At 58.6% G+C, this 17,788-nt stretch carries 21 protein-coding genes; 12 read left to right on the forward strand and 9 right to left on the reverse strand.

Annotation, left to right across the window (positions count from 1 at the left end; translation table 11 throughout):
* Positions 1 to 984: 984 nt before the first annotated feature.
* Together WNY61_RS06310 and WNY61_RS06315 are read right to left on the reverse strand one after the other, a co-directional pair.
* Positions 985 to 2,214 carry an MFS transporter gene (locus WNY61_RS06310; protein ID WP_342850618.1) on the reverse strand — a complete coding sequence of 410 codons (1,230 nt, stop codon included), beginning with the start codon at positions 2,212 to 2,214 and terminating at the stop codon, positions 985 to 987.
* Positions 2,215 to 2,221: 7 nt separating this feature from the next.
* Complete coding sequence (locus WNY61_RS06315; protein WP_342850620.1) at positions 2,222 to 2,482, reverse strand: metal-sensing transcriptional repressor; 261 nt, start codon at positions 2,480 to 2,482, stop codon at positions 2,222 to 2,224.
* Positions 2,483 to 2,563: 81 nt separating this feature from the next.
* On the opposite strand from WNY61_RS06315, the gene WNY61_RS06320 reads away from it, so the two are divergent.
* Genes WNY61_RS06320 through WNY61_RS06330 form a run of 3 tightly spaced genes read left to right on the forward strand, consistent with a single transcriptional unit; the run spans position 2,564 to position 4,379 of the window.
* The gene (locus WNY61_RS06320; RefSeq protein WP_342850621.1) at positions 2,564 to 2,920 is read left to right on the forward strand and encodes a hypothetical protein; all 357 of its coding nucleotides are present in this window, start codon (positions 2,564 to 2,566) and stop codon (positions 2,918 to 2,920) included.
* Between the two features lie 56 nt (positions 2,921 to 2,976).
* A complete protein-coding gene (locus tag WNY61_RS06325; protein ID WP_342850622.1) occupies positions 2,977 to 3,705 on the forward strand; it encodes a HupE/UreJ family protein in 729 nt (242 codons plus the stop codon).
* A 17-nt stretch (positions 3,706 to 3,722) separates the two neighbouring features.
* A complete protein-coding gene (locus tag WNY61_RS06330) occupies positions 3,723 to 4,379 on the forward strand; it encodes a transmembrane anchor protein (protein WP_342850623.1) in 657 nt (218 codons plus the stop codon).
* Positions 4,380 to 4,417: 38 nt separating this feature from the next.
* Here WNY61_RS06330 and WNY61_RS06335 read toward each other — a convergent pair whose 3' ends face one another.
* Entirely contained in the window at positions 4,418 to 4,741 is a 324-nt protein-coding gene (locus WNY61_RS06335) for a YnfA family protein (RefSeq protein WP_342850624.1), read from the reverse strand.
* Positions 4,741 to 5,166, reverse strand: coding sequence for a helix-turn-helix domain-containing protein (locus tag WNY61_RS06340; protein ID WP_342850625.1), 426 nt, complete (start codon positions 5,164 to 5,166; stop codon positions 4,741 to 4,743). The genes WNY61_RS06335 and WNY61_RS06340 overlap by 1 nt, the downstream gene beginning before the upstream one ends.
* 271 nt (positions 5,167 to 5,437) lie before the next feature.
* On the opposite strand from WNY61_RS06340, the gene WNY61_RS06345 reads away from it, so the two are divergent.
* The 8 genes from WNY61_RS06345 (at position 5,438) to WNY61_RS06380 (ending at position 10,064) form a co-directional block, all read left to right on the forward strand.
* Positions 5,438 to 6,406 carry a cation diffusion facilitator family transporter gene (locus WNY61_RS06345; protein WP_342850626.1) on the forward strand — a complete coding sequence of 323 codons (969 nt, stop codon included), beginning with the start codon at positions 5,438 to 5,440 and terminating at the stop codon, positions 6,404 to 6,406.
* Between the two features lie 44 nt (positions 6,407 to 6,450).
* Positions 6,451 to 6,867, forward strand: a complete 417-nt coding sequence (locus WNY61_RS06350) for a hypothetical protein (protein WP_342850627.1) — start codon at positions 6,451 to 6,453, stop codon at positions 6,865 to 6,867.
* Positions 6,868 to 6,965: 98 nt separating this feature from the next.
* A complete protein-coding gene (locus WNY61_RS06355; RefSeq protein WP_342850628.1) occupies positions 6,966 to 7,913 on the forward strand; it encodes an exo-alpha-sialidase in 948 nt (315 codons plus the stop codon).
* Positions 7,910 to 8,404: a DUF411 domain-containing protein gene (locus tag WNY61_RS06360; RefSeq protein WP_342850629.1), complete on the forward strand. Its 495-nt coding sequence runs from the start codon at positions 7,910 to 7,912 to the stop codon at positions 8,402 to 8,404. The genes WNY61_RS06355 and WNY61_RS06360 overlap by 4 nt, the downstream gene beginning before the upstream one ends.
* 34 nt (positions 8,405 to 8,438) lie before the next feature.
* On the forward strand, positions 8,439 to 8,573 hold the full coding sequence (locus WNY61_RS06365) for a hypothetical protein (RefSeq protein WP_342850630.1): 135 nt from the start codon (positions 8,439 to 8,441) through the stop codon (positions 8,571 to 8,573).
* A complete protein-coding gene (locus WNY61_RS06370; protein ID WP_342850631.1) occupies positions 8,570 to 9,046 on the forward strand; it encodes a cytochrome c in 477 nt (158 codons plus the stop codon). Before WNY61_RS06365 ends, WNY61_RS06370 begins: the two co-directional genes overlap by 4 nt.
* Positions 9,043 to 9,552: a redoxin family protein gene (locus WNY61_RS06375; RefSeq protein WP_342850632.1), complete on the forward strand. Its 510-nt coding sequence runs from the start codon at positions 9,043 to 9,045 to the stop codon at positions 9,550 to 9,552. Before WNY61_RS06370 ends, WNY61_RS06375 begins: the two co-directional genes overlap by 4 nt.
* A complete protein-coding gene (locus tag WNY61_RS06380; RefSeq protein ID WP_342850633.1) occupies positions 9,549 to 10,064 on the forward strand; it encodes a TlpA disulfide reductase family protein in 516 nt (171 codons plus the stop codon). Before WNY61_RS06375 ends, WNY61_RS06380 begins: the two co-directional genes overlap by 4 nt.
* A gap of 395 nt (positions 10,065 to 10,459) precedes the next feature.
* Here WNY61_RS06380 and WNY61_RS06385 read toward each other — a convergent pair whose 3' ends face one another.
* From WNY61_RS06385 to WNY61_RS06405, 5 genes are read right to left on the reverse strand one after another with little or no spacing between them, the layout of a single operon-like run.
* On the reverse strand, positions 10,460 to 11,242 hold the full coding sequence (locus WNY61_RS06385) for a carnitinyl-CoA dehydratase (RefSeq protein WP_342850634.1): 783 nt from the start codon (positions 11,240 to 11,242) through the stop codon (positions 10,460 to 10,462).
* Positions 11,239 to 13,257: an acetate--CoA ligase family protein gene (locus tag WNY61_RS06390; protein WP_342850636.1), complete on the reverse strand. Its 2,019-nt coding sequence runs from the start codon at positions 13,255 to 13,257 to the stop codon at positions 11,239 to 11,241. Before WNY61_RS06390 ends, WNY61_RS06385 begins: the two co-directional genes overlap by 4 nt.
* Before the next feature lie 10 nt (positions 13,258 to 13,267).
* Positions 13,268 to 14,428 carry an acyl-CoA dehydrogenase family protein gene (locus tag WNY61_RS06395; RefSeq protein WP_342850637.1) on the reverse strand — a complete coding sequence of 387 codons (1,161 nt, stop codon included), beginning with the start codon at positions 14,426 to 14,428 and terminating at the stop codon, positions 13,268 to 13,270.
* Positions 14,428 to 15,846, reverse strand: a complete 1,419-nt coding sequence (locus WNY61_RS06400) for a carnitine 3-dehydrogenase (RefSeq protein ID WP_342850638.1) — start codon at positions 15,844 to 15,846, stop codon at positions 14,428 to 14,430. The genes WNY61_RS06395 and WNY61_RS06400 overlap by 1 nt, the downstream gene beginning before the upstream one ends.
* Complete coding sequence (locus tag WNY61_RS06405; protein WP_342850639.1) at positions 15,843 to 16,751, reverse strand: 3-keto-5-aminohexanoate cleavage protein; 909 nt, start codon at positions 16,749 to 16,751, stop codon at positions 15,843 to 15,845. Before WNY61_RS06405 ends, WNY61_RS06400 begins: the two co-directional genes overlap by 4 nt.
* 74 nt (positions 16,752 to 16,825) lie before the next feature.
* Here WNY61_RS06405 and WNY61_RS06410 point away from each other — a divergent pair, with 74 nt between their 5' ends.
* Positions 16,826 to 17,773 (forward strand): GlxA family transcriptional regulator, encoded by a 948-nt coding sequence (locus tag WNY61_RS06410; RefSeq protein ID WP_342850640.1) that lies wholly within the window; start codon positions 16,826 to 16,828, stop codon positions 17,771 to 17,773.
* Positions 17,774 to 17,788: the final 15 nt, after the last annotated feature.

Below are 17,788 nucleotides of genomic sequence, written 5' to 3' on the forward strand. Positions count from 1 at the left end.
CATTCAATCGCGAGTATATCTCACTGAAAGGTTACCCAGTACAATCAGGGATTGGCGACGCGTACTGCGTGGAAAATGCTCAAAGATCTGGAAGTGGAAGTTGTCGCGCCTAAAGCAATCCTCGGATGTAATATTTACCGAAGATCCGACATTCCCAGCTAGTTCAATAAAGTCTTTGAGTAATTTAAATAAGGCAGCCCTTCGGGCGGCCTTATTTTATAGGTTTTTTTATAATTCTTAGGAAGAAATATACTGTGCATAGTGGAAAATCTGGCGGCCTAAATGAAATTCCGAACCAGTAAAGTCAATAGGTTAGGCTTTTGGGTGGGCTTGAATTGCCTGACTTTTCAGATGATTTGACTACCAATTAATAGCCATCGGCCGGGTTAAAGTCGCCAATTTACAAGCATTAAGGCTCAATCGGGCGGACACGCCCGATTTTCTCGTTTTAGCGAACCAAGTGGTATACGCACTGGTTCGCCCTTGTCCTGAAGGACATGGGGCGATGAAGCGGCGTTCAATAACGGATTTAAGAGTTTTTCTCCAACTGGCGTCGCTCCGGTCGTCAGCCTAAAGCCAGACGCCTCAAATTCCACGGTGCGCGAGCTGTCAGGGGCGGGGAGTTTCTGGAGGGTTCGTCCCGCGGTGACTCGTCGAATTGGTCTCTTGACGCTTTCTGGTGTGCTCCAAGAAAAAAGAGCGGCTTGCGCCGCCCTATGTCAGGAATTTCCGATTTCTCTATTGTGAACGCCAGACCCGTAGCGCGCTTTCGATGCGCACATAGGCTTTCAGCGCTTCATGCCTTGAGTGATATCCGCATATATCTTGCTGATTTCTATAGCCACACCGGGCGCCCGTCCGTGGTCCACGAGCTGCTGATCCGGATGCTATTGGTTGGCGCCTTAATCCCGCCGATGAAAAGACGCCTAATGCGTGAGGACAAGAGACCCGGTTCGGTGACCACCACACTGCGATCCGTCCTATTCAAAAATGAGTGCTAGACGCTCCCATGTTATCCGATACATCAGCGGGCCAAACGCGCAGTGCTGCTACGATCCCGAGCGCGGCCAAACTACCCAGCAGTATCAGCGCTGGAACCGTACCGAATGCGGTCATGCTCCAACCTGCCAGTGGATAAGTGAGCAGCCAACAAGCATGAGACAGCGCGAATTGCGCCGCAAAGACAGCAGGCCGGTCTTCTGGCTGAGCCGAGCGGCGCAAGAGACGGCCAGATGGGGTTAGAACCGCAGAATTGCCCAAACCAATCAGCAGCCAGATCGCCAGCAGGAGGGGCCAAGATAAGCCGAAAACCATGATGCCCGCTGCGATCCCAAACAGAGCAAGCATCATCAGCCAAGCCCCTGTCAGCATGACGGGTCTGTCTGGAAATTTGTCCAGCAATCTGGGCAGAGCCAGCGCCGCGCTCATGCTGCCAGCCCCGAAGGCAAACATCGACCAAGCCAGTGCCGCATCATCAAGCCCTAGGTGCCCCCGCACCAGCACGACCGAGTTCACCAGAACCATCGCGCCTGCAGACGACACAGCGAGGTTTAACCCCAGTAGTCCACGCAACCGGGGCGTTGCGAGGTAGATCCGGAGCCCCCGCGTGGTGCGGTCACAAATCCCGCGCGGGACTGTCGCTTTGGGAGCGGGTAGAACGACCGTCAGCACCAGCAGCGCGGAGGCCCCGAAACCTGCGACCGTCCCGAGAAACAGGGTGTTGTAGCTCATCACTGTCAGCAGCACAGCGGCCAGCGCGGGGGAGATGATGTTCTCCAGGTCATAGGCCAAACGGGACAAGGACAGCGCTCTGGTATAGCGCGCCTCGTCGGGCAGCACGTCAGGGATGGTTGCCTGAAAGGTCGGCGTGAAGGCGGCTGAAGCCGATTGCAGGAAGAAAATCAGGATATAGATCTGCCAAACCTCGGTCACAAAAGGGAGGGCCAAGGCCACCGCAGCCCGCACCAGGTCCAACGTGACCAAAAGAGCGCGGCGCGGCAGGCGCTCGGCAAAGGCGCCGGCAATGGGCGCGATGGCGACATAGGCCACCATCTTGATCGTGAAGACGGTGCCCAACACCATAGCCGCCCAATCCCCGGCCAGATCATAGGCCAACAGGCCAAGCGCCATCGTTGACAAGCCAGTCCCAAGTAGCGCGACAACTTGGGCAAAGAATAGATGTCGGTAGGTGCGATCCGATAGAACAGCCAGCATAGCGCCCTCAGAGGTAACGGGTGATCGCTTTGAGTTCGGCGCGGTCACTTTCGGAGCCATCGACCTCAAGGCAATGGTCAATGTGGTCATGGATCAACACGCGTTTGGCGTTGGTCACAGCCTTCTCAACGGCCTGAAGCTGCTGCGCCACGTCGACGCAAGGCTTGCCTGCCTCTAACATCGCAATCACCGCCCGTAGATGCCCATCGGCACGTTTCAGCCGGGCGACGAGGGCGGGATGACTTGCATGAATATGGGTGTCTGACATACTAAGACCGTATCCCCCTAGGGGGGATAGAGCAAGACGGCGAAGAGCGCCGCGCAATTGACGAGAGGGCAGACAGGACAGATGACTTTTCTACGGACAACTGGGCAAGCCGCTTTTGCGATGCTTCTCTGTGTGGCCGTGCTTGTCTGGTCTGTGGTGCCTACCTCCTCCCATGTTCCTGCGGTGCTGAATGTTCTTCAAGAACATGAACAGATGATTGCGGATCACGGGCATTCTCACGGGTTAGAAGAAGACCTTGCTTGGGCCATGCATGGGCACAGTCACGACAGTGCGGACCATGATCATAGCCAAGCCGTCGTGTTTGGCCGCGCCTTGGCCGCGCAACCCGTCGATGTCTTCAGGGCCGCATGGCGGCTCAGTGCCGCTTCTGCAAATACCTCAAGAGTTTACCTGATAGAACGACCGCCGCGCGTGTGACTGGCCGCGCCACTGGCGCTCCATTCCTCACAAACCACATACGCGGAGTTCAATCCATGAACACAGTCCCACGGGGCTGGACCGATTTTGGCGCACGCCGGATCGCGATCCTGTCCCTTGTCACAGTTACCTTGCTCATTCAGAGCGCAAGCTATGCATTGGCGCATAACGTCACGCCCGGGGATGCGGGCTATATTCAGGAAATCTGGGGGGTGAACATCATTCCCTTCATGTATCTCGGTGCCAAACACATGGTGACGGGTCACGACCACATCCTGTTTCTGTTCGGCGTCGTCTTCTTCCTCTACAAGATGAAAGACGTCGGCATCTATGTCAGCATTTTTGCTGTGGGGCATTCGACCACGATGCTGGCGGGTGTTTGGTTCGGCTGGGGCATTAATGCCTATATCGTTGATGCCATTATTGGCCTGTCGGTTGTCTATAAGGCGCTCGATAACCTTGGCGCCTATCAACGCTGGTTCGGCGTGCAGCCCAATACCAAAGTCGCAACGCTGATCTTTGGCTTCTTCCACGGCACCGGTCTGGCCACCAAACTTCTCGACTACGAGATCGCCCCGGACGGGCTTTTGGCCAACCTTCTGGCGTTCAACGTGGGCGTCGAAATCGGCCAGCTGATGGCGCTCGCCGTCATCCTTATCGCCATGGGCTTTTGGGGGAGATCACCCAACTTCTTCCGCCAGGCCTACACAGCAAACGTCATCATGATGGCTATGGGGTTCATCCTCATGGGCCTTCAAATCACCGGCTATTTCGTAGCTGCTTAAGCAAATAGGAGAACCACATGTTCAACGCAGATAAACCAAGCCTGAACGAATTGCCCACCTCCGCGCAGCTCATCCGCTCCACCGCCATTGCAGCGGCCAGCGCTGTCGCGATCCTCGTGACCGTGGTGCTGCCCGCCGAATACGACATCGACCCCACCGGGATCGGCGGCGTGCTCGGTCTGGCCAAAATGGGTAAGATCAAGAGCCAGCTTGCCGCAGAGGCGGAAGCGGACCGTATCAAGGCACTGGAAGAGCAGGGCGCGCTTGTGACCCAAGAGCAGTCCAGCCTGATGAACGACATCTTCAGCGTCTTCGTCGGGGCCGCCCATGCCGAAGAGGTGCCGTTTGAACCCGTGCAAGAATGGCGCGATGAGATCACATTTACACTGGCCCCCGGCGAGTCTGCCGAGTGGAAGTTGGTGATGGAAGAAGGCCAGACCGCGCAATACGCTATGTTGGTCGACGGGGGGCGTGTGAACTTTGATCTGCACGGTCATGGTTCGGGCCAATCCGAAACCTATTACAAAGGCCGCGGCTCGACCGGTGAAGAGGGCGAAATCACCGCCGGTTTCGCAGGTGAACACGGCTGGTTCTGGCGCAACCGTGACAAGACCGAAGTGACGGTGACCGTTCAGGTGCGCGGCGAATACGACGAATGCAAAGACGCCAGCTAAACCGCGTGGCTGCCGGCCTTTTTAGAAGGGTCGGCAGCCTATCCGGCGCGGGGCGCGAGAATAATCACCGCTGCGCCAAGAATACAAAGGCCCGCCCCGGCAGCATCCCAAAGATCAGGCCGCTGCCTTTCTACAGCCCACATCCACACAAGCGATGCCGCGATATAGATGCCACCATAGGCCGCAAATGCGCGCCCGGCGAACCCGGCCTCGACCAAGGCCAACAACCCCGCAAACAGCGCCAAGCTCAGCAGCCCCGGCACCAGCCACAGCGGCGATGCGCCGCGCCACCACGCCCAAACCGCGAAACACCCGACGATCTCGGCCAATGCCGCAAGCGGATAGAGCAGGGCGGCGGGCATCAGGCGGTGGCCCCGTGGTCAGCGAGACATTCCTCATGATCGCGCAGCACCTCAAGGATGCGACAATCGGCAACCCGATCCGCATTGCACGCCCCGATCATGCGCTGCAATTCAACGCGGAGGGCTTCGAGCCGCACAAGCCGTGCCTCGACCTCGCGAAGTTGCCTTTGGGCGATGGCATCGACCTGCGCACAGGACCGGTCGGGCGTATCAGAAAGGTCCAGCAACTCTCGGATCGCCTCCAACGAAACGCCGAGTTGGCGGGAATGGCGGATGAAGGAGAGGCGGTCCAACTCGGCAGCGCCATAGCGCCGCTGGCCGCCTTCGGTCCGGCAGGGTTCAGGCATAATGCCGATCTGCTCGTAATAGCGGATCGTCTGCACTTTGGTGCCAGTGCGCTTTGCGAGTGTGCCGATGGGGAGCATGTCTGATCCCTTCAATTCTACAGTCTCTGTAGGTTTTGGAAGGGTGTCGCGCAAGCTGGCAGCCTATGAATGGGGTGACAGCGCGTCCTGTGAATTCTGCAACGCGCTGTATCACGGTCCGCCTTAAGACCATTCGCGCAGCCTATCGCCATGGAACTTGACCGAGAGAGAAAAAGGTCGACAAATCGCTTGAAGCTACAGTTGCTGTAGGTCTTATTTCTGCTTCTGACGGAACGCAGCGGTTCTGACCCCAAACCGGTAGGAAGCACAGATGGCACATGATCACGCCCATATTGACCCCGAAAGCGGGGACCGCAGATTATCACTGGCCATCTGGGCGAATGCGCTTCTGACGGTTGCGCAGATCGTGGGCGGGGTCTTTGCAGGGTCGCTCGCCCTTATCGCGGACGCGCTGCACAATTTTTCGGACATGGCCTCATTGGTCATTGCCTTTGTCGCCCGTAAAATCGCGCGGCGTCCGGCTGATGCGCGGATGACCTTCGGTTATGGCCGGATCGAAATCGTTGCGGCTTTGATTAACTACACCACGCTCATTCTTGTCGGGATATACCTGATCTACGAAGGCGGGATGCGCATGATTGATCCGCCTGCGGTGGCGGGCTGGACGGTGGTCATTCTGGGCGGGGTCGCGCTTGTCGTCGATACGTTGACGGCGCTGCTGACCTACTCGATGCAGAAGGGCAGCGTGAATATCAGGGCTTTGTTCTTGCACAATCTGTCAGATGCGCTGGCCTCGGTCGCGGTAATTTTCGGCGGTACGCTCATCATCCTTTACGATCTGCGTTGGGTTGATCCGGCGATCACCATCGGTATCGCGGTCTATATCCTCTATCTGGCACTCACTGAGATCGGCGGTCCGATCCGTATGCTGATGCTGGGCAGCCCGCCTGACATGGATGCGGGCGCTGTGGTTGAGGCGATGACCAAGGTCGCTGGCGTCAGGGACGTGCACCATGTTCATCTTTGGCAGATGCAAGAGCATGAGGTGGCGCTTGATTGCCATGTCGTGTTGGAGGGGCAGGATTGGGCGGACCTTGATGCTGTGAAGCAGGCAGTCAAGAAAACGCTCGCGGATGACTTTGGCATCACCCATTCAAGCCTTGAGTTTGAAACCTCTGCGAATGCCCATCAGGATGCCGCGTTGTTTGGGCATGAGGGCGGCCCGGCGCGCGCTGGCAACGACGCTGAGCACCGCGATGGGGCGTCGCATGACCGCTGAGGCGCATCGCAATGCGCTGTGTCTTGCCGATCTGCGGGCCTGCAATGGATCGCTCACCCTCACTTTCTGGTGAGGGGATCGACACTACCGCATCGGGTTCCTATATCTCAGCCATGCGCATCCTGCTTCGCCTTGCCACATTCTGCCTCTCGCTCGTTCTTTTGACGGGCGTATTGGCGCATAATTTGGCGGCGGCGAACATGTCCTTGCAGATGTCAGGTGTCATTTCATCCGCGACGATGGAAGAGGGCGATAACTGCACCGCTTGTTTGCAAGAAGATCAGGGTGAGATGGTGTGTGACATTGATTGCACGGCACCCCTCTTTGTGGCCTCGCAGATGCTTCAGTCCCAACCCGAGAGCGTGCAGCGTTTCTTCGCGCCTGTGCCGGGTGATCTTGGCCTCGCTGGGGTCAACCTCGGGTCCGACCCGAACCCGCCGCGAACCACCTCCCTAAGTTGACCGGCCGCACCGAAGGGTGACGGCCCGGTCTCGCGACGCTTGATGCCTTTGGGCAACAACGCGCTCGACCTTATCCGTCACTTTCGGGAACGACCTTTATGTCTATTCATTCATCGCGCGATATGTCGCGCAGGCGTATGCTGTCCGGCGGGCTTGCGGCAGTTGGGGCGACGCTGATCCTACCTCATGTCTCCCTTGCAATGACAACGGGGGAGTCGATCCTTGCCCTTCAGTATGACGGCGATGCACTCGTCGCGGCTTCAAAGCGCAAGCTTTGGCGCATGCCCGCCCCAGGCGACATCCAGCATGTGTCGTTGGAGCGATCAATCACCGCGATCACCAGCCATCCAGAGACTCCGGGCACTTTGTTCGCGGCAGTTGATCCTTTCGGCCTTATGCGCAGCCGGGATGGGGGGCGCACATGGGCAGACGCCAGCGCGGGCCTGCCTGCGACCCGCGTCACCGCGCTCACTCAGGCCGCGCTTGAGCCAGATATGCTCTATGCCGCCTTTGCGGATGACGGGCTTTGGCGCAGCCAAGACGCGGGCGAAAGCTGGGAATTCGTCATGGACCGGCCCTACCTTGGCGGGGCCGAACGTGAGGTGTTGACGCTCGTCTCGGTGGGCAATCCGACTGGCATGGGCGGCATCTGGCTCTATGCCGGGACCGACGCCGGGCTGACCCGCGTGCCGGATTGCTTTTGCCGCTGGCAGGATGTGACCGCGGGCGACGCGATGGATGCGCTGGCTGCGGGCAAAACGCCGCCACCTGCCAAACCTCTGCCCGAGGGCCAGCCGATCACTCATCTGGCACTCTCCCCCAAAGCGCCTGAACGGCTTTACGCTGGGCTGGCGAATGGCCTTTGGGCCTCGCCCGACGCGGGTGTGAATTGGACGCGCGCAGCGGCGGGAAAGATCGACGCACTGGCTGTCGATCCTGCCGATCCTGAACACCTTGCCACCGTTCGCGACGGCACCCTTTCGGTCAGCCGCGATGGTGGCCTGACCTTTGACCCCCTTAACATTCCTCAAGGAGACCAGACATGAACAGTAAATTCACCCTCGGCGCGGCCGCTGCCCTGACCGCTGCCGGTATCATCGGTTTCGCCACCTTCGGCATGGCCGAAAGCTACAACATGCCGCCCGCCGATACCGCAGCCAGCACCGTCCCGGCAGATCGCCAAATGACCATCTGGCGCGACCCGTCCTGTGGCTGCTGCGACGCCTATGCCGACTATGCCGAAGAGAACGGCTACCACATCACCCGCATCGACGACCGGGATTTCGACAAACGCTCGGTTGAGGTCGGCGTGCCGGAACAGGGGCTGGGGTGCCACCTTGCCGAGGTCGATGGCTACTACGTCAGCGGTCTGGTGCCCGTGGAGATTATCCAGCGCCTGACATCCGAGCGCCCCGAGATCACCGGCATCACGCTGCCCGGTATGCCCCAGAACGCGCCCGGCATGGCAGGCAAGAGCGGCACGCTCAAAACCTACGCCTTCGGTGAGGACGGCGTGGCCGTGTATTCAAATGAATGAGGTTGGAACGATGGACATGATGAATGGAACTATGATGAACGGAACTATGATGAATGGGCCGATGTCGGTCGGAATGATGATCGCCTGTGGCCTGCTTTTCCTCTTGGTGCTGGCAGTGCTGGTGCTGGGCGTGTTGGCCTTGGTTAAATATCTGCGGCGGCCCGCATGAACCGGTTGGGTCTGACCGCCGCTATTGGCATCGGGGGCGCGGCGGCGGTCGCTGTCTGGGCCGGGGGGAAGGAGGACAGCCCCCCGGTGCTCGCCGTGCTCGGCGTGCCCGTGGACGCAGAGATGATCGAGCTTGGCGCGGGTCTTTATGCCGAGAGCTGCGCCTCTTGCCACGGCGCCGATCTTGAAGGTCAGCCGGACTGGCGCAAACGGCTCGACAATGGCCGCATGCCCGCGCCGCCGCATGATGAAACGGGCCATACTTGGCATCATGCCGATCAGCAGCTTTTCGACATTACCAAAAACGGGTTGGCTTCGGTCGTGCCCGGCTATGAGAGTGACATGCCGGTGTTCGACGGGATCCTGAGCGATGCAGAGATCACGGCCATCCTCGGCTATATCAAAAGCACTTGGCCCGAGCGGGAGCGCGGCTTTCAGGCCGAAGTCACTGCCAAGGATGAGGGCGGGACATGAGCAAGGACGGTCAGCCCGTCCGCAAACTACGGTGGTCGCGACTAATCGCGGCCCTTCCGGCGATGGTCTTTGGGGCCATCGCGGCGGCGTTTCTCTGGGGGCTTTTTAACAACGATGATGGCCTGCCCAGCACGATGATTGGCCGGGACATTTCCGAGTTTGATCTGCCGCCCATCGAAGGGCGCAGGAAGGGGCTCACGACGGCTGATCAGCGCGGCGAAGTGTCTCTCGTGAATGTTTGGGCATCGTGGTGCGTGCCTTGTCGGGTTGAGATGCCCCTGTTGGTGGAACTGGCCCAAACCGACAGCGTGCCGATCCACGGCATCAACCTCAAGGATAAGCCCGCCGCCGCCCGCAGGTTCCTTGCGGAACTTGGCGATCCTTATGGCCGGATCGGTGCCAAAGGGCGCATCGCTTACAAAGATGTCGGCCCGTTCATTCGCCGCTCTCTGGAGGAAGATATCCTTCCTGTGGTGCGGCGTTTGCAACAGGAGCAGTACGCATGAGGCGGCGTGGTTTCTTGGGCGGCGCGCTAGCGCTTGGGGCTTCGCCAGCCGCCGCGCGCACTGTCATGGCGGAGCATCAAAAACCCCTGCCGATGCTGTCGCCGCCCATCACGGATGGGGCAGGGCGGAGCCTGACTTTGGCGGACTTTCGTGGCCGAACGGTATTGCTCAATATCTGGGCGACATGGTGCCCGCCTTGCCGCGATGAAATGCCGACCCTCGACAGGTTGCAAGCGCGATTGGGCGGTGCGGAGTTTCACGTTCTCGCGCTCTCAATCGATAAAGGCGGGTTCGACGCTGTGCGCGCCTTCTATGCAGAGATCGGCATCACGCATCTCGACCTTTATCTGGCAGACCAGTTGCGGGGGATGATGGCCTTTGGCATTGTCGGCCTGCCCACGACGTTGCTGGTTAACCCCCAAGGCCGCGAGGTTGCCCGCAAGGTCGGCCCCGCCGCGTGGGACAGCCCGGCGGCCATTTCCCAAATCCAACGCGTCATCACAAAGGGATGAACCCAACAGTGACCCAACTCTCAAAAGCAAACCGGCCCTCATTCGCGATCCCTATGCCCTCGCGGCGCCAAACCCTCATCCCGTTCATCGACGCGGGCCTAACGCCAATGTTGCAATGGCTCGTCGTGCCGTCTGCGGCTTACTTCGGTGCGCTCAGGCGCTTATCAAAGGGGAAGGGGGCGCCGGGTGCGTGATGTCTCCTCTCTGCGTTCTCAAATAAGTCGAAATCTTCAAACGCATCCGCGACCGTGGGGCCGGTCACTGTGATGCCCTGTCGATGTGCCGCGGGAGTAATAACCGCGAACGTTTCAGTCAAAGTTTGTCCCGAAGGCTCTGTCGACCTGATCCAGCTCAATAAGGCGCTTGTGACAGCCAACGCCGTTTAAACCGCGATATCAGCGCCCTTTCCAAACCGGATCCCGTTTCTCCGTAAAGGCGCGCGCGCCCTCGGCGTTATCCTCGGACCCGTAAAGGACATCGACAGTTTTTAGCTGGCGTTTGGTGATCCGGTTCATGGCATCCTGAAATTTGCTATCCTCTGAATCGCGCACAATTTCTTTGATTGCGGCAAAGACCAGCGGCGGACCCGATGCCAACTTGCGGGCCATATCCCACGCCTGTGCCATCAGATCATCCGCAGCGTGGATGCGGTTCACAAACCCCCAGCGGTGGGCTTCTTCGGCGTCCAGCCAGCGGCCTGTAAACAGCATTTCCATTGCGATGTGGTATGGGATGCGCTTTGGCAGTTTGATCGACGCGGCGTCGGCGACGGTGCCAGAGGTGATTTCGGGCAGCGCGAAACTTGCATGATCTGCCGCCAAGATAATGTCGGCTGACAGGGCCAATTCAAGTCCGCCGCCACAACAAATACCGTTCACTGCCGCGATCACCGGTTTGTTCATGTCGCGCAGTTCCTGCAGGCCCCCAAAGCCGCCAACGCCGTAATCGCCATCAACCTCATCGCCATCAGCGGCGGCTTTCAAATCCCAGCCCGGGCAGAAAAATTTCGAACCTTCCCCTGTGATAATCGCAACGCGCAAATCAGGGTCATCGCGAAACGCAGCAAAGGTTTCCCCCAGGACACGGCTGGTTTGCAGATCAATGGCATTGGCCTTTGGGCGGTCCAAAGTGATTTCGAGAACGGCACCCTCGCGGCGCGTTTTAACGGGACTTGTCATGTTGTTCCTTTCACCAAAAGCGCATCGGCGATGATCGCACGGTCTTTTGTACAGATGAGTGGATTGATTTCGATTTCGGTAATCTCGTCGGCGTGGTCAGTGACAAAGTTTTGCAGCCTTAAGACCGCGTCGACAATGGCATCTGTGTTGGCTGGTTCACCACCGCGAAAGCCGATCAATAGCGGGTTTATTTTTAACTGCCCCAGGGCGTGGCGAATATCGGCATCCGTCGTGGGCAGCAGCAAGGATTGACCGTCCTCCAGAATTTCCGTCAGCGTACCGCCCGCGGCCAAGGTCAGGACGAACCCGTGGGCGGGGTCCGCGACGACGCCGATCAAAAGCTCTGCGACGGTGCCGGTAATCATTTCTTCGACAAGGAAGGTTTCGGCCTGCATCTCCTGCGCTGCCGCTCTGACCTGCGCTGCGTCTGCGAGGTGCAGCTTTACCGCGCCGACTTCCGTTTTATGGGCGACACCTTCGCCCTTCAGGACCACGGGAAAACCGATCTTTTCGGCGCAATCGACCACATCCGCGCGCCCTACGCCTGCACGGCTTTTAGGGACGTCCATGCCGTAAGTTGCAAGGGCCAGTTTGGCATCGCCTTCGGTAACCGTGGTGGTGGTTGCAAAGCCTTGCGCGCGCAGCAGGGGCTGATGATCTTGGTTCAGCGACATGCACGCGGCGCTGATCGCTTCACAGGTCGTGCCAAAGTCGCACAGCGGCACAATCCCCGCGCCGAGCAGCCGTTTTGCGATAGCTTCGGGAAGGTTTTCGACGATCGACCCAACCACGCCAAATGGGCGACCCGTTTGAATGGCCGCGTCCTCAATCGCCTCGATCGCGATCATCCAGTCATCAGCGGTGCAGCTATCCAAGCGTGGGAAATCGAGCACCACAAGCGCCAGATCAATATCATCGCCTGTCATTGCCGCAAATACCGCCGTCATAGCCGCCTTATCGCGCCAAATTTGCGTGTGGTAATCCAGAGGGTTCGCCAGATTGACCAGTGAACTGAGGTGCTGCGAAAGTGTGTCTGTCTGCTGGGATGTCAGCGGTGGAAACGTCAGGCCATATTGCGCGGCGGTATCTGCCATGACGCTCGCCTCGCCGCCTGAACAACTTAAGGACGCAATTCGTGTCCCGGACAGGCGGCCATGGCAATGAAACAGCTTCAACGTTTCAAGCAATGCTGCGGGGGAGCCGACCCGCGCAATGCCAAGCCGCGCCAATACCGCGTCCGAACCAGCGCTGCTGCCAGCGAGCGAGGCCGTGTGCGAAATGGTCGCCAGTTGAGATTCCTGCGAACGGCCCACTTTCAACGCCACGATCGGTTTGCCTAGCGCACGCGAAAGCTGCGCCAATTCTTCGAAGGCCGCGATGTCGCCAAAGCTTTCGATGTAAAGCCCAAGCGCCGTCACGCGGTCGTCGCGGATGACAGTTTGGGCGATACTGGCAAGCCCTTGTTGGGCCTGATTGCCCGCAGTGATGGTATAGGCAATCGGCAGTCCGCGTTGCTGCATCGTGAGATTAATCGCGATATTGGACGACTGCGCAAGGATCGCCACGCCGCGTTCAACGGGCACCAGCCCATGTTGATCCGGCCAAAGCGCCACCCGATCCACGGCATTCAGAACCCCGTAGCAATTTGGCCCCAGAATGGGCATTCCTCCTGCTGCGGCCAGCAATTGGTCGTGCAAATCCGCACCGTCGGCGGTTTCTTTGAAGCCACTGGCAAAACACACAGCGCCACCGGCACCCATCTGGTTCAATTCGCTGACCAGACCGATGGTTGCGGTGCGGTTCACACCGATAAATGTCGCATCTGGCGCGTCCGGCAAATCAGCAAGCGTTTTGAAGGCTGGCAAACCACCAACAATGTCCTTTTGGGGATGAACGGGCCAAATATGGCCCTTGAAACCAATTTTCTGGTTCTGCTCGATCACGGAGTCACACCATGCCCCGCCACCGACCACAGCAATGGATCGTGGGCGCAGGAGCCGTTCAAGATCACTCATACCCGTGGTCCTATGCGCCAAGGGGGCGCAAGAGATCGCGGCTGATGATGTGGCGCTGGATCTCAGATGTCCCGTCCCAAATCCGCTCGACCCGCGCATCACGCCAGAAGCGCTCAATGGGGAAATCATCCATCAATCCCATACCGCCAAAGATTTGCAGCGTGGCATCCGTCACCCGCGCCAGCATTTCTGACGCATAAAGCTTTGCACTGGCGATTTCGCGGTTGGCAGGCAGGCCTTGATCCAACCGCCATGCCGCTGCCAATGTCAGGTGCTCTGCCGCATCGATTTCGGTGATCATGTCGGCAAGCTGAAAGCTGATGCCCTGATATTTACCGATCTGTTGCCCGAACTGTTTGCGTTCGGCCGCGTAATTCAACGCCATGTCAAAACAACGACGGGCGCGCCCTACAGACATCGTGGCGACCGTGATCCGCGTGGCGTAAAGCCATTCGTTCATCACCGCAAAGCCGCCATCCACCTCGCCCAGAACCTGAGCGTCGGGCAGGCGGCAGTTGTCAAATTCGAGGATCATGTTCTTGTAGCCACGGTGTGAGACGGATTTGTAGCCATCGCGGATGGTGAAACCGGGCGTGCCGCGGTCGACCAAGAAGGTTGTGATGCGCTTTTTGGGGCCACGCGGCGTGTCGTCTTCGCCGGTTGCCACAAAGACGATCACAAAATCCGCGTGATCCGCGCCAGAGATGAAATGTTTGGTCCCGTTCAAAACCCAATCACCGCCTTCACGTTTGGCCGAACATTTCATGCCCCGCACATCAGACCCGGCATCGGGTTCGGTCATGGCCAAGGCATCCATCTTTTCGCCGCGAATGGCGGGGGTGAGATAGCGGTCAATCTGATCGTCCTTGCAGGCCATCAGGATATTCTGCGGCCGCCCGAAAAAGTGGTTCAGCGCCATAGAGCCGCGGCCCAATTCGCGTTCTACCAGCGCGAATTCAAGATGCGATAGACCGGCTCCACCAACGCTTTCGGGAAAGTTGCAGGCATAGAAACCAAGATCTATGGTCTTTTGTTTGATCGCCTGCGCAACGTCATGGGGGACTTCGCCTGTGCGCTCTACCTCGGCCTCGTGGGGGTAGATTTCGTTTTCGACAAAGGACCGCACGGTGGAAACGATCATCTCTTGTTCTTCGGTCAATCCAAAATGCATCAGGTAAGCTCCGGCTTGGGCAGGGCGGCCTGGGCCGCGATGATCGAGGTTAGTTTGTCACTAATATGCGCCGCAGGGTCACAGGATTTGCGGGTTTCCAAACTGACGTGCAGCAGGAATTGATTGCAGGTTGCCACCACATCGCCATCGGTATTTTTTAATTCATGGAACAGCCGCAGCTTTTTACCTGCGCCCTCAAGAATGGTTGTGACAACTGTGACATTGTCGCCGGCATGGCATTCATTGCGGAACTTGGTGTGGGTATCGGCGGTAAAGTAGCTGAAGCCGGTTTTGATGTAGGCGGCATCGGCCCCGATCATGCGCATGAGGGCGTCGGCTGCATCCGACCACAGCTGCCCATAGCGGCTTTCGTTCATGTGCCCGTTGTAATCCGTCCAATCAATCGGGATGGCGCGGGCGACAGTGATGATGGGTTTGGTGAAGTCGGGTTCGGCTTTGGCTTCGAGGCGGGCGTCATGTGCATTTAGCAACGCACCTGCACCCCAGTCGCGGCCTTTCAGGGATCGCATCATCGACACCAGATTGTCGTCGCGAATGCGTTCAAGCTCGCGGATCGTATGTGCACCTGATTGCGCGTCCGATTGACTGGCGATCATCTGTACCAACTCGTCGGTCAGTTCAGGCACATCCATCAATTTGGTCCAAGGCCATTGCAGGCAAGGCCCGAACTGTTCGATGAAATGGGCCATACCGGCTTCACCCCCCGCAACGCGGTAGGTTTCGAACAGGCCCATCTGCCCCCAACGCAGCCCAAAGCCGAACCGGATCGCGTCATCAATTTCTTCGGTTGTGGCGATCCCGTCCTTGATCAGCCAAAGCGCCTCGCGCCAGACAGCTTCGAGAAAGCGATCGGCAACATGTGCGTCGATTTCTTTGCGCACTTTCAATGGCTTCATGCCGATTTCAGCGAGCACCGCATGTGCGCGTGTGGTCGTGGCGTCGTCACCGACCAGTTCGATAAGCGGCAGCAAATAGACCGGGTTGAACGGATGCGCGACGAAAATCTGGTTGGGGCGCAGCGCCCCTTGCTGAAGCTCGGACGGTTTGAACCCCGAGGTCGAAGACCCGATCAGCGCGTCTTCTCTGCAATGGGTCTGAATGTCGTTGAAGATCTTGTGCTTCATCTCAAGCCGTTCCGGCGCGCTTTCCTGAATCCAGTCTGCGCCTGCGACGGCTTCGGCAATTGTGGGGACGATCTTAACCTGCCCCTCGGGCGGCAACGCGACCTCGGACAAGGCGGGCAAGGACCGGCGCGCGTTCGCCATGACTTCGCTGATTTTGCGTTCGGCTTCGGGATCAGGGTCGAAAATCGCGACGTCCCATCCAGACAAGGCAAACCGCGCGGCCCAGCCGCCGCCAATGACGCCACCGCCGATGATTGCTGCTGTTTTAGTCATCGTGGCGCCTGCTTTGTCAGGCCAAGTTTTTGGCGCACGGCATCAGGGCCCATGATGGTTGCCCCCATGTTTTCGATGATCGACACGGCACGCGAAACAAGCGCCCCATTGGTGGCAAGCTCGCCCTTGCTGAGCCACAGGTTGTCTTCAAGCCCGACGCGGACATGGCCCCCTGCCAAGACCGATGCGGCCACATAGGGCATCTCGTCACGGCCGATTGAAAACGCGGACCAGTTCCAGTCGTCAGGCACATTGTTAACCATCGCCATAAAGGTGTTCAGGTCATTGGGTGCGCCCCACGGAATGCCCATGCACAGCTGCACCAGCGCGGGCGAAGACAGCACGCCATCCTTAACCAGTTGTTTCGCATACCAAAGGTGGCCGGTATCAAAGGCCTCGATCTCCGGCTTAACGCCAAGCGCTTCCATACGCGCGCCCATTGTCGTCAGCATGCCGGGCGTGTTTGTCATCACATAATCGGCTTCGGCAAAGTTCATCGTGCCGCAGTCGAGAGTGCAAATCTCGGGAAGGCAGTCTTCGATATGCGCCAGCCGTTCTTCGGCGCTGACCATATCGGTGGCATCATTCAGCGGCAGCGGCGCGGACGGCGGGCCAAACACCATGTCGCCGCCCATGCCTGCGGTCAGGTTCAGCACCACGTCGACTTCGGCATCGCGGATGCGGTCGGTCACTTCGCGGTAGAGTTTTGGATCACGTGAGGGAACGCCGGTTTCGGGGTCGCGTACATGGCAATGCACAATCGCGGCACCCGCTTTGGCAGCGGCGATGGCCGAATTGGCAATCTGCTCGGGGCTGCGGGGAACATGGGGCGACCGATCTTGGCTGCTGCCTGATCCGGTCACGGCGCAGGTGATGAAAACATCACGGGTCATGTGCAGGGGCATCTTGGTTTCCTCTTAGATTTCACCTGAACACTACACAGATTGATCAGATTGACTGTGCAGTGTTAGACATAACCATGCATGAAATGACAAAATCGCCGTTCGAAACCTTAAAAATCGACGTGCTGCTTTTCGATGGATTTTCCAACCATTGCCTGGCCAACACGCTGGAACCGTTTCGCGCTGCAAACACCATGACCGGGCAAGCGCGCTATGAATGGCGACTGCTTTCACTCGAAGGCGGCCTTGTGCGGTCTTCAAGTGGGATGCTGGTTCAAACCGAGATGGCCACAGCGATGAAGCCGCCGTGCGATTACCTCATGGTGACAGCCAGCTATGGCCACCTCGCACTGTGTAGCAGTCAGGTCCTGACCGCCCTCCGGTCCCTTTGCGCAAACGCAAAGTGTCTGGTGGGGCTCGATACGGGGGCTTGGCTGTTGGCGGCGGCAGGGCAGTTGAACGACAGGCCTGCGACAATCCATGGGCATCTGTTCGAAAGCTTTTCAGAGACGTTTACGCAGGTAGATGCCCAGCAAGAACGGTTTGTGATAGATGGCAACCGGATCACCTGCGGTGGTGCCATGGCGTCCTTCGACTTGGTGCTTACCCTGATTGGGGCGCACTGTGGCGAGATCATACGTCTCGATGTTGCAGCGCTGTTTCTGCATGAAACCGAACAGCCGTTTAGGGATGCGGACAAAAAATCTGTGCGTTCCAAACTGGTTTCTCGTGCCCTTGTCCTTATGGATGAGAATATCGAAACGCCTGTGCCAATCCCGACAATTGCACGTCACTTAGGGTGTTCGCTGAAAAGCCTCCAAAGACGGTTCGCACGCAGCTTGAACGCGACGCCGGGCCAAATCTATCGGCATAGACGCCTGATCGCTGTCAGAAGCTTGGTCGAAAGCACCGATCTTTCCATTGCGGAGATTGCCGCGCGATGCGGTTACGAAAACGCAAGTTCGATGACACGGGCTTTTAAGACCCAGTTTGGCACGACGCCAATGGATATGAGAGCTGACTGATTGGTAACTCCCGGT

The sequence above is a fragment of the Sulfitobacter sp. AS92 genome, from assembly GCF_038900015.1.
Taxonomy (GTDB): domain Bacteria; phylum Pseudomonadota; class Alphaproteobacteria; order Rhodobacterales; family Rhodobacteraceae; genus Sulfitobacter.

Bases quoted from the DNA above. Each gene is read 5' to 3' on its own strand.
- WNY61_RS06315 (WP_342850620.1), bottom strand. From the start codon at position 2,482: ATGTCAGACACCCATATTCATGCAAGTCATCCCGCCCTCGTCGCCCGG.
- WNY61_RS06325 (WP_342850622.1), top strand. From the start codon at position 2,977: ATGAACACAGTCCCACGGGGCTGGACCGATTTTGGCGCACGCCGGATC.
- WNY61_RS06380 (WP_342850633.1), top strand. From the start codon at position 9,549: ATGAGGCGGCGTGGTTTCTTGGGCGGCGCGCTAGCGCTTGGGGCTTCG.
- WNY61_RS06395 (WP_342850637.1), bottom strand. From the start codon at position 14,428: ATGCATTTTGGATTGACCGAAGAACAAGAGATGATCGTTTCCACCGTG.
- WNY61_RS06330 (WP_342850623.1), top strand. From the start codon at position 3,723: ATGTTCAACGCAGATAAACCAAGCCTGAACGAATTGCCCACCTCCGCG.
- WNY61_RS06405 (WP_342850639.1), bottom strand. From the start codon at position 16,751: ATGCCCCTGCACATGACCCGTGATGTTTTCATCACCTGCGCCGTGACC.
- WNY61_RS06310 (WP_342850618.1), bottom strand. From the start codon at position 2,214: ATGCTGGCTGTTCTATCGGATCGCACCTACCGACATCTATTCTTTGCC.
- WNY61_RS06360 (WP_342850629.1), top strand. From the start codon at position 7,910: ATGAACAGTAAATTCACCCTCGGCGCGGCCGCTGCCCTGACCGCTGCC.
- WNY61_RS06375 (WP_342850632.1), top strand. From the start codon at position 9,043: ATGAGCAAGGACGGTCAGCCCGTCCGCAAACTACGGTGGTCGCGACTA.
- WNY61_RS06340 (WP_342850625.1), bottom strand. From the start codon at position 5,166: ATGCTCCCCATCGGCACACTCGCAAAGCGCACTGGCACCAAAGTGCAG.
- WNY61_RS06400 (WP_342850638.1), bottom strand. From the start codon at position 15,846: ATGACTAAAACAGCAGCAATCATCGGCGGTGGCGTCATTGGCGGCGGC.
- WNY61_RS06365 (WP_342850630.1), top strand. From the start codon at position 8,439: ATGAACGGAACTATGATGAATGGGCCGATGTCGGTCGGAATGATGATC.
- WNY61_RS06335 (WP_342850624.1), bottom strand. From the start codon at position 4,741: ATGCCCGCCGCCCTGCTCTATCCGCTTGCGGCATTGGCCGAGATCGTC.
- WNY61_RS06370 (WP_342850631.1), top strand. From the start codon at position 8,570: ATGAACCGGTTGGGTCTGACCGCCGCTATTGGCATCGGGGGCGCGGCG.
- WNY61_RS06350 (WP_342850627.1), top strand. From the start codon at position 6,451: ATGGATCGCTCACCCTCACTTTCTGGTGAGGGGATCGACACTACCGCA.
- WNY61_RS06390 (WP_342850636.1), bottom strand. From the start codon at position 13,257: ATGAGTGATCTTGAACGGCTCCTGCGCCCACGATCCATTGCTGTGGTC.
- WNY61_RS06410 (WP_342850640.1), top strand. From the start codon at position 16,826: ATGCATGAAATGACAAAATCGCCGTTCGAAACCTTAAAAATCGACGTG.
- WNY61_RS06355 (WP_342850628.1), top strand. From the start codon at position 6,966: ATGTCTATTCATTCATCGCGCGATATGTCGCGCAGGCGTATGCTGTCC.
- WNY61_RS06385 (WP_342850634.1), bottom strand. From the start codon at position 11,242: ATGACAAGTCCCGTTAAAACGCGCCGCGAGGGTGCCGTTCTCGAAATC.
- WNY61_RS06345 (WP_342850626.1), top strand. From the start codon at position 5,438: ATGGCACATGATCACGCCCATATTGACCCCGAAAGCGGGGACCGCAGA.
- WNY61_RS06320 (WP_342850621.1), top strand. From the start codon at position 2,564: ATGACTTTTCTACGGACAACTGGGCAAGCCGCTTTTGCGATGCTTCTC.